The 17,373-nt window shown below is 64.5% G+C and carries 4 protein-coding genes, 1 tRNA gene and 3 rRNA genes; 7 read left to right on the forward strand and 1 reads right to left on the reverse strand.

The features are described 5' to 3' along the window. The first annotated feature begins 94 nt into the window (after positions 1–94). From OG883_RS07580 to OG883_RS07600, 5 genes are all read left to right on the forward strand, one after another. Positions 95–1,780 (forward strand): ribonuclease J, encoded by a 1,686-nt coding sequence (locus OG883_RS07580; protein WP_266536697.1) that lies wholly within the window; start codon positions 95–97, stop codon positions 1,778–1,780. 547 nt (positions 1,781–2,327) lie between these two features. After that, a 16S ribosomal RNA gene (locus OG883_RS07585) occupies positions 2,328–3,853 on the forward strand. A 299-nt stretch (positions 3,854–4,152) separates the two neighbouring features. Further along, a 23S ribosomal RNA gene (locus OG883_RS07590) occupies positions 4,153–7,275 on the forward strand. 79 nt (positions 7,276–7,354) lie between these two features. After that, positions 7,355–7,471: ribosomal RNA gene (rrf, locus tag OG883_RS07595) — 5S ribosomal RNA — on the forward strand. Together the 16S, 23S and 5S rRNA genes with 1 tRNA gene alongside form the textbook arrangement of a ribosomal RNA operon. Before the next feature lie 448 nt (positions 7,472–7,919). Then, positions 7,920–7,992, forward strand: a tRNA-Thr gene (locus tag OG883_RS07600). Between the two features lie 47 nt (positions 7,993–8,039). On the opposite strand, the gene OG883_RS07605 is transcribed toward OG883_RS07600, so the two are convergent. Then, positions 8,040–10,691: a SpoIIE family protein phosphatase gene (locus OG883_RS07605; RefSeq protein ID WP_266536699.1), complete on the reverse strand. Its 2,652-nt coding sequence runs from the start codon at positions 10,689–10,691 to the stop codon at positions 8,040–8,042. Between the two features lie 268 nt (positions 10,692–10,959). On the opposite strand from OG883_RS07605, the gene OG883_RS07610 reads away from it, so the two are divergent. Together OG883_RS07610 and OG883_RS07615 are read left to right on the forward strand one after the other, a co-directional pair. Further along, complete coding sequence (locus tag OG883_RS07610) at positions 10,960–16,446, forward strand: HAMP domain-containing protein (RefSeq protein WP_266536702.1); 5,487 nt, start codon at positions 10,960–10,962, stop codon at positions 16,444–16,446. A 244-nt stretch (positions 16,447–16,690) separates the two neighbouring features. Further along, the gene (locus OG883_RS07615; protein ID WP_266536705.1) at positions 16,691–17,368 is read left to right on the forward strand and encodes a two-component system response regulator; all 678 of its coding nucleotides are present in this window, start codon (positions 16,691–16,693) and stop codon (positions 17,366–17,368) included. Positions 17,369–17,373: the final 5 nt, after the last annotated feature.

A 17,373-nucleotide genomic window follows, 5' to 3' on the forward strand; every position in this document is an offset into this window, starting at 1 on the left:
GACCCCAACGGTCGGACACAGACAACTGCAAGTGCACGAATGTCATGTACGCCACGTGCCTCCGGTACGTGGCGTGCGTGGTGAGGAGAGTCTTTTGAGTCATCCGCATCCTGAACTCGGCGCCCCGCCCAAGCTGCCGAAGGGTGGCCTGCGCGTCACCCCGCTCGGCGGTCTCGGCGAAATCGGCCGGAACATGACCGTCTTCGAGTACGGCGGCCGCCTGCTGATCGTCGACTGCGGCGTTCTCTTCCCGGAAGAGGAGCAGCCCGGAATCGACCTGATCCTGCCGGACTTCACGTCCATCAGGGACCGTCTCGACGACATCGACGGCATCGTGCTCACGCACGGCCACGAGGACCACATCGGTGGCGTTCCCTTCCTGCTCCGCGAGAAGGCGGACATCCCGCTGATCGGCTCCAAGCTGACTCTCGCCCTGATCGAGGCGAAGCTCCAGGAGCACCGCATCCGTCCGTACACCCTCGAAGTCACGGAGGGCCACCGCGAGCGCATCGGCCCCTTCGACTGCGAGTTCGTGGCGGTCAACCACTCCATCCCCGACGCCCTTGCGGTCGCCATCCGCACACCCGCGGGCATGGTGGTCCACACCGGCGACTTCAAGATGGACCAGCTCCCGCTGGACGGCCGCCTCACCGACCTGCACGCCTTCGCGCGGCTCAGCGAGGAGGGCATCGACCTCCTGCTGTCCGACTCGACGAACGCAGAAGTTCCGGGCTTCGTTCCGCCGGAGAAGGACATTTCCAATGTCCTGCGCACGGTCTTCGCGAACGCCCAGAAGCGCATCATCGTGGCCAGCTTCGCCAGCCACGTCCACCGCATCCAGCAGATCCTCGACGCGGCACACGAGTACGGCCGCCGTGTGGCCTTCGTCGGCCGCTCAATGGTCCGCAACATGGGCATCGCCCGCGACCTGGGCTATCTGAAGGTCCCGGCCGGCCTGGTGGTCGACGTCAAGACGCTGGACGACCTCCCCGACCACGAGGTCGTGCTCGTCTGTACCGGCTCGCAGGGCGAGCCGATGGCTGCGCTCTCCCGGATGGCCAACCGAGACCACCAGATCCGGATCGTCCAGGGCGACACCGTGATCCTGGCGTCGTCGCTCATCCCGGGCAACGAGAACGCGGTCTACCGCGTGATCAACGGCCTGACCCGATGGGGCGCGAACGTCGTCCACAAGGGCAATGCCAAGGTCCATGTCTCGGGCCACGCCTCGGCGGGCGAGCTGCTGTACTTCTACAACATCTGCAGGCCGAAGAACCTGATGCCGGTCCACGGCGAATGGCGGCACCTGCGCGCCAACGCCGAGCTCGGTGCGCTGACGGGTGTCCCCAAGGACCACATCGTCATCGCCGAGGACGGAGTCGTCGTCGACCTCGTCGACGGCAAGGCCAAGATCGTCGGCAAGGTCCAGGCGGGCTATGTCTATGTCGACGGCCTCTCGGTCGGCGACGTCACCGAGGCCTCGCTCAAGGATCGCCGCATCCTGGGCGACGAGGGCATCATCTCGGTCTTTCTCGTGGTCGACTCGTCGACCGGCAAGATCGTCGGCGGCCCGAACATTCACGCGCGAGGCTCGGGCATCGATGATTCGGCGTTCTCCGGCGTGATGCCGAAGATCGACGAGGTCCTGAACAAGTCCGCCCAGGACGGTGTCCTGGAGCCCCACCAGGTGCAGCAGCTCATTCGCCGCACGGTGGGCAAGTGGGTGTCGGACAACTACCGCCGGCGCCCGATGATCCTCCCCGTCGTCGTCGAGGTCTGACGCCGACGCTGATTGATCCTGGAGCGGGCCGCCCCGATTTGCATCGGGGCGGCCCGCTCCAGTACGTTTACGGCTCCACCTGAACGGGACCCCAGAGCACACTCGTGTGCCTGGACAGCCCCAAACAGGGTGGGAATTCCGACTCAGAATCTCTGATAAAGTCGGAGTCGCCGGAAAGGGAAACGCGAAAGCGAAGAACTGGAAAGCGAAACCCCCTTCCGACGGGGAATCGGACACGAAAGAGTCTGATAGAGTCGGAAACGCAAGACCGAAGGGAAGCGCCCGGAGGAAAGCCCGAGAGGGTGAGTACAAAGGAAGCGTCCGTTCCTTGAGAACTCAACAGCGTGCCAAAAGTCAACGCCAGATATGTTGATACCCCGACCTGCTTCGGCAGGTTCGAGGTTCCTTTGAAAGTCCTGCACGCCCATGCGGCGGGCAGGCAATAACACAGCGAGGACGCTGTGAACGATCGGTCATATTCCGACCTGATCGTTCCGCTCTTGTGGTGTTGCCCCGCAGTCTTTAATCGGACGCAGTCGGGAAAGCATTCATGGAGAGTTTGATCCTGGCTCAGGACGAACGCTGGCGGCGTGCTTAACACATGCAAGTCGAACGATGAAGCCCTTCGGGGTGGATTAGTGGCGAACGGGTGAGTAACACGTGGGCAATCTGCCCTTCACTCTGGGACAAGCCCTGGAAACGGGGTCTAATACCGGATAACACCCACTCCTGCATAGGAGAGGGTTAAAAGCTCCGGCGGTGAAGGATGAGCCCGCGGCCTATCAGCTTGTTGGTGGGGTAATGGCCTACCAAGGCGACGACGGGTAGCCGGCCTGAGAGGGCGACCGGCCACACTGGGACTGAGACACGGCCCAGACTCCTACGGGAGGCAGCAGTGGGGAATATTGCACAATGGGCGAAAGCCTGATGCAGCGACGCCGCGTGAGGGATGACGGCCTTCGGGTTGTAAACCTCTTTCAGCAGGGAAGAAGCGAAAGTGACGGTACCTGCAGAAGAAGCGCCGGCTAACTACGTGCCAGCAGCCGCGGTAATACGTAGGGCGCAAGCGTTGTCCGGAATTATTGGGCGTAAAGAGCTCGTAGGCGGCTTGTCACGTCGGATGTGAAAGCCCGGGGCTTAACCCCGGGTCTGCATTCGATACGGGCTAGCTAGAGTGTGGTAGGGGAGATCGGAATTCCTGGTGTAGCGGTGAAATGCGCAGATATCAGGAGGAACACCGGTGGCGAAGGCGGATCTCTGGGCCATTACTGACGCTGAGGAGCGAAAGCGTGGGGAGCGAACAGGATTAGATACCCTGGTAGTCCACGCCGTAAACGTTGGGAACTAGGTGTTGGCGACATTCCACGTCGTCGGTGCCGCAGCTAACGCATTAAGTTCCCCGCCTGGGGAGTACGGCCGCAAGGCTAAAACTCAAAGGAATTGACGGGGGCCCGCACAAGCAGCGGAGCATGTGGCTTAATTCGACGCAACGCGAAGAACCTTACCAAGGCTTGACATATACCGGAAAGCATCAGAGATGGTGCCCCCCTTGTGGTCGGTATACAGGTGGTGCATGGCTGTCGTCAGCTCGTGTCGTGAGATGTTGGGTTAAGTCCCGCAACGAGCGCAACCCTTGTTCTGTGTTGCCAGCATGCCCTTCGGGGTGATGGGGACTCACAGGAGACTGCCGGGGTCAACTCGGAGGAAGGTGGGGACGACGTCAAGTCATCATGCCCCTTATGTCTTGGGCTGCACACGTGCTACAATGGCCGGTACAATGAGCTGCGATGCCGCGAGGCGGAGCGAATCTCAAAAAGCCGGTCTCAGTTCGGATTGGGGTCTGCAACTCGACCCCATGAAGTCGGAGTTGCTAGTAATCGCAGATCAGCATTGCTGCGGTGAATACGTTCCCGGGCCTTGTACACACCGCCCGTCACGTCACGAAAGTCGGTAACACCCGAAGCCGGTGGCCCAACCCCTTGTGGGAGGGAGCTGTCGAAGGTGGGACTGGCGATTGGGACGAAGTCGTAACAAGGTAGCCGTACCGGAAGGTGCGGCTGGATCACCTCCTTTCTAAGGAGCACTTCTAGGCCGGTTTTCCGGTCCAGAGGCCAGTACATCGGCGAATGTCCGGTGCTGGTTGCTCATGGGTGGAACGTTGACTATTCGGCACGGTTTCTTGGCTTCACTAGTACTGCTTCGGCGTGGAACGTGTGGGTTGAGGGGTCGTGCCGGGCGCGCTGTTGGGTATCTGAGGGTACGAGCGTGAGCTCGTCCTTCGCGATGTCGGCCCCAGTGAACTCGCCCGTGAGGGTGGGGTGGTGGGTGGCTGGTCGTTGCTTGAGAACTGCACAGTGGACGCGAGCATCTGTGGCCAAGTTTTTAAGGGCGCACGGTGGATGCCTTGGCACCAGGAACCGATGAAGGACGTGGGAGGCCACGATAGTCCCCGGGGAGCCGTCAACCAGGCTTTGATCCGGGGGTTTCCGAATGGGGAAACCCGGCAGTCGTCATGGGCTGTCACCCACTGCTGAACACATAGGCAGTGTGGAGGGAACGAGGGGAAGTGAAACATCTCAGTACCCTCAGGAAGAGAAAACAACCGTGATTCCGGGAGTAGTGGCGAGCGAAACCGGATGAGGCCAAACCGTATGCGTGTGATACCCGGCAGGGGTTGCGCATACGGGGTTGTGGGATCGCACTTCAACAGTCTGCCGGCTGTTGGGCGAGTCAGAAACCGTTGATGTAGGCGAAGGACATGCGAAAGGTCCGGCGTAGAGGGTAAGACCCCCGTAGCTGAAACATCAACGGCTTGCTTGTGCGACACCCAAGTAGCACGGGGCCCGAGAAATCCCGTGTGAATCTGGCGGGACCACCCGTTAAGCCTAAATATTCCCTGGTGACCGATAGCGGATAGTACCGTGAGGGAATGGTGAAAAGTACCGCGGGAGCGGAGTGAAATAGTACCTGAAACCGTGTGCCTACAAGCCGTGGGAGCGTCGCTGTATGTGCTTGCGCATACAGTCGTGACTGCGTGCCTTTTGAAGAATGAGCCTGCGAGTTTGCGGTGTGTTGCGAGGTTAACCCGTGTGGGGAAGCCGTAGCGAAAGCGAGTCCGAACAGGGCGATTCAGTAGCGCGCTCAAGACCCGAAGCGGAGTGATCTAGCCATGGGCAGGTTGAAGCGGAGGTAAGACTTCGTGGAGGACCGAACCCACCAGGGTTGAAAACCTGGGGGATGACCTGTGGTTAGGGGTGAAAGGCCAATCAAACTCCGTGATAGCTGGTTCTCCCCGAAATGCATTTAGGTGCAGCGTCGTGTGTTTCTTGCCGGAGGTAGAGCACTGGATAGGCGATGGGCCCTACCGGGTTACTGACCTTAGCCAAACTCCGAATGCCGGTAAGTGAGAGCGCGGCAGTGAGACTGTGGGGGATAAGCTCCATGGTCGAGAGGGAAACAGCCCAGAGCATCGACTAAGGCCCCTAAGCGTACGCTAAGTGGGAAAGGATGTGGAGTCGCAGAGACAACCAGGAGGTTGGCTTAGAAGCAGCCACCCTTGAAAGAGTGCGTAATAGCTCACTGGTCAAGTGATTCCGCGCCGACAATGTAGCGGGGCTCAAGCGTACCGCCGAAGTCGTGTCATTCGTACATATATCCCCAACGGGAGTACGGATGGGTAGGGGAGCGTCGTGTGCCGGGTGAAGCAGCCGCGGAAGCGAGTTGTGGACGGTTCACGAGTGAGAATGCAGGCATGAGTAGCGATACACACGTGAGAAACGTGTGCGCCGATTGACTAAGGGTTCCTGGGTCAAGCTGATCTGCCCAGGGTAAGTCGGGACCTAAGGCGAGGCCGACAGGCGTAGTCGATGGACAACCGGTTGATATTCCGGTACCCGCTTTGAAACGCCCAATATCGAGCCCATTAATGCTAAGGCCGTGAAGCCGCCCTGGAGCCTTCGGGCAAAGGGGAGTGGTGGAGCCGCCGGTCCAAGGTGGTAGTAGGTAAGCGATGGGGTGACGCAGGAAGGTAGTCCAGCCCGGGCGGTGGTTGTCCCGGGGTAAGGGTGTAGGCCGTGTGATAGGCAAATCCGTCACACATTAAGGCTGAGACCTGATGCCGAGCCGATTGTGGTGAAGTGGATGATCCTATGCTGTCGAGAAAAGCCTCTAGCGAGTTTCATGGCGGCCCGTACCCTAAACCGACTCAGGTGGTCAGGTAGAGAATACCGAGGCGTTCGGGTGAACTATGGTTAAGGAACTCGGCAAAATGCCCCCGTAACTTCGGGAGAAGGGGGCCATCACTGGTGAGAGGACTTGCTCCTTGAGCTGGGGGTGGCCGCAGAGACCAGCGAGAAGCGACTGTTTACTAAAAACACAGGTCCGTGCGAAGCCGTAAGGCGATGTATACGGACTGACGCCTGCCCGGTGCTGGAACGTTAAGGGGACCGGTTAGTCACATTTCGGTGTGGCGAAGCTGAGAACTTAAGCGCCAGTAAACGGCGGTGGTAACTATAACCATCCTAAGGTAGCGAAATTCCTTGTCGGGTAAGTTCCGACCTGCACGAATGGCGTAACGACTTCTCGACTGTCTCAACCATAGGCCCGGTGAAATTGCACTACGAGTAAAGATGCTCGTTTCGCGCAGCAGGACGGAAAGACCCCGGGACCTTTACTACAGTTTGATATTGGTGTTCGGTTCGGCTTGTGTAGGATAGGTGGGAGACTGTGAACTCTGGACGCCAGTTCAGGGGGAGTCATCGTTGAAATACCACTCTGGTCGTGCTGGATGTCTAACCTGGGTCCGTGATCCGGATCAGGGACAGTGTCTGATGGGTAGTTTAACTGGGGCGGTTGCCTCCTAAAGAGTAACGGAGGCGCCCAAAGGTTCCCTCAGCCTGGTTGGCAATCAGGTGTTGAGTGTAAGTGCACAAGGGAGCTTGACTGTGAGACCGACGGGTCGAGCAGGGACGAAAGTCGGGACTAGTGATCCGGCGGTGGCTTGTGGAAGCGCCGTCGCTCAACGGATAAAAGGTACCCCGGGGATAACAGGCTGATCTTCCCCAAGAGTCCATATCGACGGGATGGTTTGGCACCTCGATGTCGGCTCGTCGCATCCTGGGGCTGGAGTCGGTCCCAAGGGTTGGGCTGTTCGCCCATTAAAGCGGTACGCGAGCTGGGTTTAGAACGTCGTGAGACAGTTCGGTCCCTATCCGCTGCGCGCGCAGGAGTCTTGAGAAGGGCTGTCCCTAGTACGAGAGGACCGGGACGGACGAACCTCTGGTGTGCCAGTTGTCCTGCCAAGGGCATGGCTGGTTGGCTACGTTCGGAAAGGATAACCGCTGAAAGCATCTAAGCGGGAAGCCTGCTTCGAGATGAGGACTCCCACCTCCTAGAGAGGGTAAGGCTCCCAGTAGACGACTGGGTTGATAGGCCAGATGTGGAAGCCGGGCAACCGGTGAAGCTGACTGGTACTAATAGGCCGAGGGCTTGTCCTCAGTTGCTCGCGTCCACTGTGTCAGTTCTGAAGTAACGACCGTATTTGTAGCTGTTGCTCCGGTCAGAATTTCATAGAGTTTCGGTGGTCATTGCGTTAGGGAAACGCCCGGTTACATTCCGAACCCGGAAGCTAAGCCTTTCAGCGCCGATGGTACTGCAGGGGGGACCCTGTGGGAGAGTAGGACGCCGCCGAACAATCATTGTGGGAAAGCCCCGCACCTTATGGTGCGGGGCTTTTCTGCGTTCAGGGTGATTTTCTGGGATGCGTGCGGTGTCGTTCGTGATGGGGCAGCCGTGGCCGCCGCTCACCGGGGCGACGGCGTAAGGGGGCCGGGAGCCCGGCAGTAAGTGGGTAGGCCATGCCTGCGGCGCCGTTCGAGATGCCAGTCGCGTAGACGCGGTCCGGGCCGGCCTGCTCGATGCTTCGGCTGTGGATCGGCCTCGCCGTCGTCGAGGCCGCAGTCGGCCGGGAGGAGGGCCACCGCGCCGGCGAGGGCGATCCTGGGCGGTCTGGGACCTGCCGGCCTTGGCGCAGGGTGGCAGCGGGGCGGCGGGTGGTCCAGAGAAATGGCTGGGAGGGATGGCTGGTTCGAAACAGCCGTGCGTTCGGGGTATGATTCATCCCGTTGCCACAGCGCAGCAAGCCCCAATAGCTCAGTCGGTAGAGCGTCTCCATGGTAAGGAGAAGGTCTACGGTTCGATTCCGTATTGGGGCTCGGTACAGAGGAAGGCCCCCGCCAAGTGGCGGGGGCCTTCCTCGTGTTCAGGCCTGGGGCTCCGGGACGCGCATCGCGAGGATTGCCATGTCGTCGGAGGCGGGCTCGGCCGCGAAACGCTCGACCGCGCGCAGGACGCGGGCGGCGACCGCGCCCGCCGTGAGGCCGGTACAGGTGGTCAGTACGTCGATCAGCCCGTCGTCGCCCAGCATGCGGGTGCCCTCGCGGCGTTCGGTGACTCCGTCGGTGACGCAGAGCAGGACGTCGCCCGGGTCGAGGGTCACCATCTGCTCGTACAACTCCAGGTCGTCCATGACGCCGAGGAGGGGCTGCGGCTCCGCTGCCGGTTCCACGCTGCCGTCCTGACGCAGGCGCAGCGGAAGCGGGTGGCCGGCGCAGACGACCTTGAGGATCGCGCTGCCGTCCTCCTGGGGCCACAACTCCCCGTAGAGCAGCGTCAGGAAGCGGCTGCGGGCGCCTTCGTCGAGGATGGCCGCGTTCAGGCGTTCCAGGACCGCGGGGCCGCCGAAGCCCTCGCGTGCGAGCAGGCGCAGGGCGTGGCGGGCGAGGCCCGTGACGGCCGCGGCCTCCGGGCCCGTACCGCAGACATCGCCGATGGCGAAGCCGTACGCGCCGTCGCGGATCGGGAAGAGGTCGTAGAAGTCGCCGCCGACTTCGTTGCCTTCACCGGCCGCGCGGTAGATGACCTCGACCTCGACGCCCGGGATCTGGGGGAGCCCCGGCGGCAGCAGGCTGCGCTGGAGGGACTGGCTGATGGCCGTGCGTTCGGAGTAGAGGCGGGCGTTGTCGAGGGCGAGAGCCGCCCGTCGGGAGAGGTCCTCCGCCAACTCGAGGATCTCCTGGCGGAAGTGGTCGTCGGAGGGCTTGCCGAGGGTCAGCATGCCGATGACGCGGTTGCGGGCGACGAGCGGGAGCACGACCGTCTCGCCACCGACCGCGGCGGCCGTCGCGAGGGTGGTGCCGATGCCGGAGGAGACGGGCGGGCTGGATCCCAGGCCGAGTTCGCGCTTGGAGGAGAGCAGGGCCGCTCGCTGGGCGGCTTCGGCGGGAGCGGTCCATACACGGGCGCCGGGGGTCGGGACCGGGTCGGGCGGGGCGATCTTGGAGAGCAGGGCCTTGAGGCCGTCGATGCGCTCCTCGTCCTCGTGGAGCACGTAACTGAGGTACGGCTCCGAGACCTGGTCGGCGATGGTGTAGACGGCGCACCAGGTGGCGAGGGTGGGAACCGTCATCTGGGCCATCAGCGCCAGGGTCTGATCGCGGTCGAGTGTTCCGGCGAGCAGGTCGGAGGCTTCGACAAGGAAGGAGAGGGAGCCGCGGCGCAGACGTTCCAGTTCGCCCAGGCGGGCCGATTCGACGGCCAGGGCGATGCGGTCGGCGGCGAACTGGAGGCGCAGGGCCTCCTCGTTGGAGTAGCGGCCTGCGGATTCGGCGGCCACGCCGAGGGAGCCGGTGAGGCGGCCCTCGACCTTGAGCGGGACGGTGACGACCGAGCGCATGCCGGTGGAGCTGAGCAGCGGCACAGCCCCGGGGACGGCCGTGAGGTCCTCGTGGACGGCGGGCATCCGGGCGGAGCCGTATCGGTTCGTGCCGGCCTCGACGGGGACGCGGGCGAAGCGCTGGCGGGCAGAGGGCAGTCCCGTGGTGGCCCGCACTTCCAGTTCGGTTTCGTCGTCGGTGGCCAGCAACAGGAAGGCGGCATCGCCGTCGAGCATGTCGCGGGCGCGTTCGACGGTGCGCTGGAGAAGGCCGTCGAGGTCGTCGGGGGCAGGGGAGCCGATGAAGACCTCGAACGGGTCGGTGGTGCGGCTCTCGGCACCCGAATCGGTCACCGGAGCGCGCTGCGGGCTCTGCAGGACGGCGCGTTCGTCGTCCCGTACGAGCAGGCAGACAGTGGAGGGCTCGCCGTTCGTGTCGCGTACCCGGAGGTGGGAGGCGTAAACGGGCAGGACGCGGCCGTCGGTGCCGCGGATGCCGTAGCTGCCTTCCCAGCGGGAGAGTTGAAGTGCCTCGGCGATGCCGGTGCCGATGCCCGGGGTGTGCGGCCAGGCGGCGAAGTCGGTCAGCGGCTTGCCGATGACCTGCTCCGCGGCGTACCCGAACAGGTGCTCGGCGTCCTCGTTCCAGACGACGATCGAGCCGGTCCGGTCGATCTGGGCGACGGCGACGCGTACGCGCTCCTCGGCGACCGGGAGGAGGGCGGTGGGCAGAACCGGGCCGGCGGAGCGGGTGCCCACCGGGCGCTGGGGCAGGTCGAGTTGGAACCACACCTGTTTCTGGGTGGGGCTGTACTCGACCCCCCAGCGGGAGGCGAGGGCGGCGCACAGGAGAAGCCCCCGGCCGTTCTCGCGGTCGGGACTGCCGAGGGACCGGCCCGTGCCCTGCATCGGGACTTCACGTTCGGGGTAGCGGTCGGCGACCTCGACACGTACGCCGTCCTCCGAACGCAGACACAGGACATCGGCCGAGGTGCCGGCATGCACGACGGCATTGGTGACGAGTTCGCTGGTGAGTACGACCGCGTCGTCGACGACGTCGGAGAACCCCCAGCCGTGGAGGGTGTCGCGGACAAAGGCGCGGGCGATCGCGACGGACCGCCCGACAGGGTCGAAGCTGGCAGCCGCCCGCGCGGTGATCACAGAACTCCTCGTACGCGTTTCGACGCCCGGCTCTGCCATGATTCGGCCTGCCCCTCCCGGTGCCCGGTGTAGTACGTGCGTCACATCGCCCCCGCCGGGCGGACCGGGGCGGGTGGACAGTCGCATGCCAGGTTACTTACCTTCGCTGTCCGAGCGGATGCCGGTCGCCGCTGTTTCCGCCCTGCGTGAGCGGGGACGCTGTGCGAAGCTGCCGAACTGTTATGGCCTGGTTCGGCCATGGTGAAACACTGGGCAGGCTTCCTGAGACAGCCCGGGCAGTACGGTCAACCCCTGCGGGAGGGACACGGTGGAGTCTGGCGTGGCAGCGCGTGGCAAGAATACGCGCGCGAAAGGCGGACAGTCCCGGAACAATGGGACGACCGAAGTAGATACGGCGGCTCTGAACAGGCTGCTTGCCGGCCTCGTGTCGATGCGAGACGGGAACTTCCGGCGACGCCTGACGGTGTCCGGCGACGGAGTCATGTCCGAAATCGCCGCCGTTTTCAACGAGGTCGCGGACCGCAATCTCCATCTGACGGGTGAGATTGCTCGCGTACGCAGGATGGTCGGACGCGAGGGGAAGTTGACCGAGCGGCTGGAGACGGGGGCCTGTGAGGGCTCCTGGGCGGCCGCGATCGACGCCTCGAACGCGCTGGTGGACGATCTGGCGCGGCCGGTGTCCGAGGTGGGCCGGGTCCTCTCGGCGGTCGCCGAGGGCGACCTGGAGCAGCGTATGGAGCTGCGTTCGCACTCCACGGACGGGGCGGACGGATCCGTACGTCCGCTGCGCGGCGAATTCCTGAAGGTCGCGCGTACCGTCAACAACCTGGTCGACCAGCTGTCGGCATTCACCGACGAGGTGACCAGGGTGGCGCTCGAGGTGGGCACCGAGGGCAAGCTCGGTGGTCAGGCCCAGGTGCGCGGAATGTCCGGTTCGTGGAAAGACCTCACGGATTCGGTGAACACCATGGCGTACCGGCTGACCGCGCAGGTACGTGATATTGCTCTCGTCACCACGGCCGTGGCCAAGGGCGATCTGTCACGGAAGGTCACCGTCCATGTGGCCGGCGAGATGCTTCAGCTGAAGAACACCGTCAACACGATGGTCGATCAGCTGTCTTCTTTCTCCTCCGAGGTGACCCGGGTCGCCCGGGAGGTCGGCACGGAGGGCGAGCTCGGCGGCCAGGCGGCGGTGCCGGGTGTGGCAGGGGTGTGGAAGGACCTCACCGATTCGGTGAACACCATGGCCGGCAACCTCACCTCCCAGGTGCGCGGTATCGCCGAAGTGACGACCGCGGTTGCCAACGGTGATCTGTCGCAGAAGGTCACGGTGAGCGCGCGCGGCGAGGTGGCTCAACTTGCCGAGACCATCAACCAGATGACCGAGACGCTGCGTACGTTCGCGGACGAGGTCACGCGCGTGGCGAGCGAGGTCGGGGCCGAGGGGCTGCTCGGCGGCCAGGCGCAGGTGCCGGGAGCCGCCGGGACCTGGAAGGATCTCACCGACTCGGTGAACACCGTCTTCCGCAACCTGACCACCCAGGTGCGGGACATTGCGCAGGTGACGACGGCGGTCGCGAACGGTGATCTGTCGCAGAAGGTCACGGTCGATGTCGCGGGCGAGATGCTCGAGCTGAAGAACACCGTCAACACGATGGTGGACCAGCTCTCCGCCTTCGGTTCCGAAGTGACGCGGGTGGCGCGGGAGGTCGGCGTCGAGGGGCGCCTGGGCGGCCAGGCGGAGGTGCCCGGTGCGGCGGGGACGTGGAAGGACCTCACCGATTCGGTGAACACCGCGTTCCGTAACCTCACCGGTCAGGTGCGGGACATTGCGCAGGTGACGACGGCGGTCGCCAATGGTGATCTGTCGCAGAAGGTCACGGTCGATGTCGCGGGCGAGATGCTCGAGCTGAAGAACACCGTCAACACGATGGTGGCGCAGCTGTCGTCGTTCGCCGATCAGGTGACGCGGATGGCGCGGGACGTGGGCACGGAGGGTCGCCTCGGCGGCCAGGCGCGCGTCGACGGCGTCAGCGGTACGTGGAAGGAACTCACCGACTCCGTCAACTTCATGGCGGGGAACCTGACTTCGCAGGTGCGGCAGATCGCGCAGGTCACGACCGCGGTGGCCCGTGGTGACCTGTCGCAGAAGATCGATGTGGATGCGCGCGGCGAGATCCTCGAGCTCAAGAACACCATCAACACGATGGTCGACCAGCTCTCGGCCTTCGCCGAGCAGGTGACCCGGGTCGCGCGTGAGGTGGGTACGGACGGCCGTCTCGGCGGTCAGGCGCAGGTGCCCGGCGTCGCCGGTGTGTGGCGCGATCTGACCGACTCGGTGAACGGCATGGCCGAGAACCTCACCGGGCAGGTCCGCAACATCGCCCAGGTCGCCACCGCGGTGGCCCGTGGTGACCTGTCGCAGAAGATCGATGTGGATGCGCGCGGCGAGATCCTCGAGCTGAAGAACACCCTCAACACGATGGTCGACCAGCTCTCGAACTTCGCCGAGCAGGTGACGAGGGTGGCCCGCGAGGTGGGCACCGAGGGCATCCTCGGCGGTCAGGCCGAGGTCCAGGGCGTCTCGGGCACTTGGAAGGACCTCACCCAGTCCGTCAACTTCATGGCGAACAACCTGACGTCCCAGGTACGCAATATCGCCGAGGTGACGACGGCGGTCGCCAAGGGCGACCTCTCGAAGAAGATCACCGTCGACGCCAAGGGCGAGATCCTCGAACTGGTGACGACGGTCAACACGATGGTCGACCAGCTGCTGGACTTCGCCGACGAGGTGACCCGAGTCGCCCGCGAGGTGGGCACGGAAGGTGTGCTGGGCGGTCAGGCGCGGGTGCGCGGTGTCACCGGCATCTGGAAGGACCTCAGCGACAACGTCAACCTGATGGCCAACAACCTCACCAATCAGGTGAGGAACATCGCGCGGGTCTCCGCGGCGGTCGCCAACGGCGATCTGACGAAGAAGGTGACGGTCGAGGCGCGCGGCGAGGTCGCTGAGCTCGCCGAGACCGTGAACACGATGGTGACGACCCTGTCGTCGTTCGCCGACGAGGTGACCCGGGTCGCCCGCGAGGTGGGCACGGAGGGCGAACTGGGCGGCCAGGCGCATGTGCCGGGCGTCTCCGGTACCTGGAAGGACCTCACCGAGTCCGTGAACTCGATGGCGTCCAATCTGACCGGCCAGGTGCGGCAGATCGCCACGGTCACCACCGCCATCGCCAAGGGCGATCTCACCAGGAAGATCGACATCGACGCCCGGGGCGAGATCCTCGAGCTGAAGACCACCATCAACACGATGGTCGACCAGCTGTCGTCGTTCGCCGAGGAGGTCACCCGGGTGGCCCGCGAGGTGGGTACGGACGGCCAGCTGGGCGGTCAGGCGCGGGTGCGGGACGTCGACGGAACCTGGCGCGACCTCACCGAATCGGTGAACGAGATGGCCGGGAACCTCACCCGCCAGGTGCGTGCGATCGCGGCCGTCGCGACCGCGGTGACCCGCGGCGATCTGAATCTCAAGATCGATGTGGATGCGGCGGGCGAGATCCAGGTCCTCCAGGACAACATCAACACGATGATCGCGAACCTTCGCGACACCACCCTCGCCAACGAGGAACAGGACTGGCTCAAGGGCAACCTGGCCCGTATCTCCGGTCTGATGCAGGGCCGGCGTGACCTCGACGACGTGGCTTCGCTGATCATGAGCGAGCTCACGCCGGTCGTCTCGGCGCAGCACGGCGCGTTCTTCCTGGCGCTGCAGACGGGCGTCGGCGCCGAGTTGTCGACGGGCGGGGAGACGCCGTACGAGCTGTGCATGCGCGGCAGTTACGGCTACTCCGCCGGTCTGATGCCGACGACGTTCCGGCCGGGCGAGACCCTGATCGGCACCGCGGCCGAGGAGAAGCGGACGATCCAGGTCAATGTGCCGCCGGGCTATCTGCGGATCTCCTCGGGGCTCGGCGAGGCCTCGCCCGCGTATGTGATCGTGCTGCCGGTGCTCTTCGAGGGGAAGGTCCTCGGTGTGATCGAGCTGGCGTCGTTCCAGCCCTTCACCCAGATCCAGCGGGACTTCCTCAACCAGATCGCCGAGATGATCGCGACGAGCGTCAACACCATCAGCGTCAATACGAAGACCGAGGTGCTGCTCAAGCAGTCGCAGGAGCTGACGGAGCAGCTGCGTGAGCGCTCCGCCGAACTGGAGAACCGGCAGAAGGCGCTGCAGGCCTCCAACGCGGAGCTGGAGGAGAAGGCCGAGCTGCTGGCGCGACAGAACCGCGACATCGAGGTGAAGAACACCGAGATCGAAGAGGCCCGGCAGGTGCTCGAGGAGCGCGCCGAACAGCTCGCCGTCTCGATGCGCTACAAGTCGGAGTTCCTGGCGAACATGTCGCACGAGCTGCGTACGCCGCTCAACTCCCTGCTCATCCTGGCAAAGCTGCTCGCTGACAACGCGGAGGGCAATCTCTCCCCGAAGCAGGTGGAGTTCGCCGAGACCATCCATGGGGCAGGATCCGACCTGCTTCAGCTGATCAACGACATCCTCGATCTGTCGAAGGTCGAGGCGGGCAAGATGGACGTCAGCCCGACCCGTATCGCGCTGGTTCAGCTTGTCGACTATGTCGAGGCGACGTTCCGGCCGCTGACCGCGGAGAAGGGGCTCGACTTCTCCGTACGGGTGTCGCCGGAGCTGCCCGCGACGCTGCACACCGACGAGCAGCGACTGCTGCAGGTGCTGCGCAACCTGCTGTCCAACGCGGTGAAGTTCACCGACAGCGGCGCGGTGGAGCTGGTGATCCGGCCGGCGAGCGCCGATGTGCCGCAGTCGATCCGCGAGCAGTTGCTGGAGGCGGGCTCGCTGCGTGAGGCGGACGGCGATCTGATCGCCTTCTCGGTCACCGACACCGGCATCGGGATCGCGGCCGGGAAGATGCGAGTGATCTTTGAGGCGTTCAAGCAGGCCGACGGCACGACCAGCCGCAAGTACGGCGGTACGGGTCTGGGGCTGTCGATCAGCCGGGAGATCGCGCGGCTGCTGGGCGGCGAGATCCATGCGGCGAGCGAACCGGGGCGCGGTTCGACCTTCACGCTCTATCTGCCGCTCCACCCCAGTGAACTGCCGCCGCAGGGCTACCCGCAGCTCGCCCCCGGCGCGGTCGACCCGCAGGGCAGCAGTGCCGACGAGACTGCGGTGCAGGAGACGGGTCCGCAGGCCCGGCAGGAGCCGTCCGCGTACGTCGACCACGCCGGTCCGGCCGCGCTGTTCCGGCGGCGCCGCAAGGCGCTGGGATCCATGGAGAAGCGGCCCGCGCTGCCCGGCCAGCCGGGCGGGCCGGCGTCGGGTCAGGAGCAGTGGGCCGGAGCGGGAGGCGTGCAGGAGGCGCCGGAGCCGCGTCGTACCTTCACCTTCGACGGTGAGAAGGTGCTGATCGTCGACGACGACATCCGCAATGTCTTCGCGCTCACCAGCGTGCTGGAGCAGCACGGCCTTTCGGTGCTGTACGCGGAAAACGGCCGCGAGGGCATCGAAGTCCTGGAACAGCACGACGATGTGACGGTCGTACTGATGGACATCATGATGCCGGAGATGGACGGATATGCGACGACGACGGCGATCCGCAGGATGCCGCAGTTCGCCGGACTGCCCATCATCGCGCTCACCGCGAAGGCCATGAAGGGTGACCGGGAGAAGGCCATCGAGTCCGGCGCTTCCGACTATGTCACCAAGCCGGTCGACCCCGATCATCTGCTTTCGGTGATGGAGCAATGGATGCGTGGGGAGTGATCGATTTCTGAGCGATTCCGTGCGAGTTGCTGACTGACTGTGGCCGATGGCGTGTGAGGCGGCGGTATTCGGGGAACCTTCTGGTCTCCCGCTACGTTTCTGCTACGTGCACAGTGACATCGCGGTGACAGGGTGTGTCGACAGGCGGGGTGCGGCTACCATGACCGGCACAAGGACGGGCGGCGCAAGGGAGTCGTCCCCTGGGGCGGCGCCCGGTGCACTTCCGGGGCGAGGAGGACGGGCCATGGTGCAGAAGGCCAAGATCCTCCTGGTCGATGACCGGCCGGAGAATCTGCTCGCGCTGGAGGCCATCCTCTCGGCGCTCGATCAGACACTGGTGCGGGCATCGTCAGGGGAGGAAGCGCTCAAAGCGCTGCTGACGGACGACTTCGCGGTCATTCTGCTGGACGTTCAGATGCCAGGTATGGACGGTTTCGAGACGGCTGCGCACATCAAGCGGCGGGAGCGGACACGGGACATCCCGATCATCTTCCTGACCGCCATCAACCACGGCCCGCACCACACCTTCCGTGGATACGCCGCCGGTGCGGTCGACTACATCTCCAAGCCGTTCGACCCGTGGGTGCTGCGCGCGAAGGTCTCGGTCTTCGTCGAGCTCTACATGAAGAACTGCCAGCTGCGTGAGCAGGCGGCGCTCCTGAGGCTCCAGCTGGAGGGCGGCGGACACGCGAGCGCCACCAAGGAGCCCGCGGGACTGCTGGCCGAACTATCGGCGCGGCTCGCGGCAGTTGAGGAGCAGGCGGAAGCCCTCTCCAAGCAGCTCGACGACGACTCGGCGGACGCGGCGGCCGTCGCCACCGCAGCCCATCTCGAGCGCAAACTGACCGGTCTGCGCCGAGCGCTCGACGCGCTGGAGCCCGGCACCGGCGGCGGCGCCCCTTCACTGCCGTCACAGAACTGAGCCGT

The sequence above is a fragment of the Streptomyces sp. NBC_01142 genome, from assembly GCF_026341125.1.
GTDB lineage: Bacteria > Actinomycetota > Actinomycetes > Streptomycetales > Streptomycetaceae > Streptomyces.

What these genes read in the sequence shown, in the direction of transcription:
- OG883_RS07615 (WP_266536705.1), top strand. Translation starts at nt 16,691, where the DNA reads ATGGTGCAGAAGGCCAAGATCCTCCTGGTCGATGACCGGCCGGAGAAT.
- OG883_RS07605 (WP_266536699.1), bottom strand. Translation starts at nt 10,691, where the DNA reads ATGGCAGAGCCGGGCGTCGAAACGCGTACGAGGAGTTCTGTGATCACC.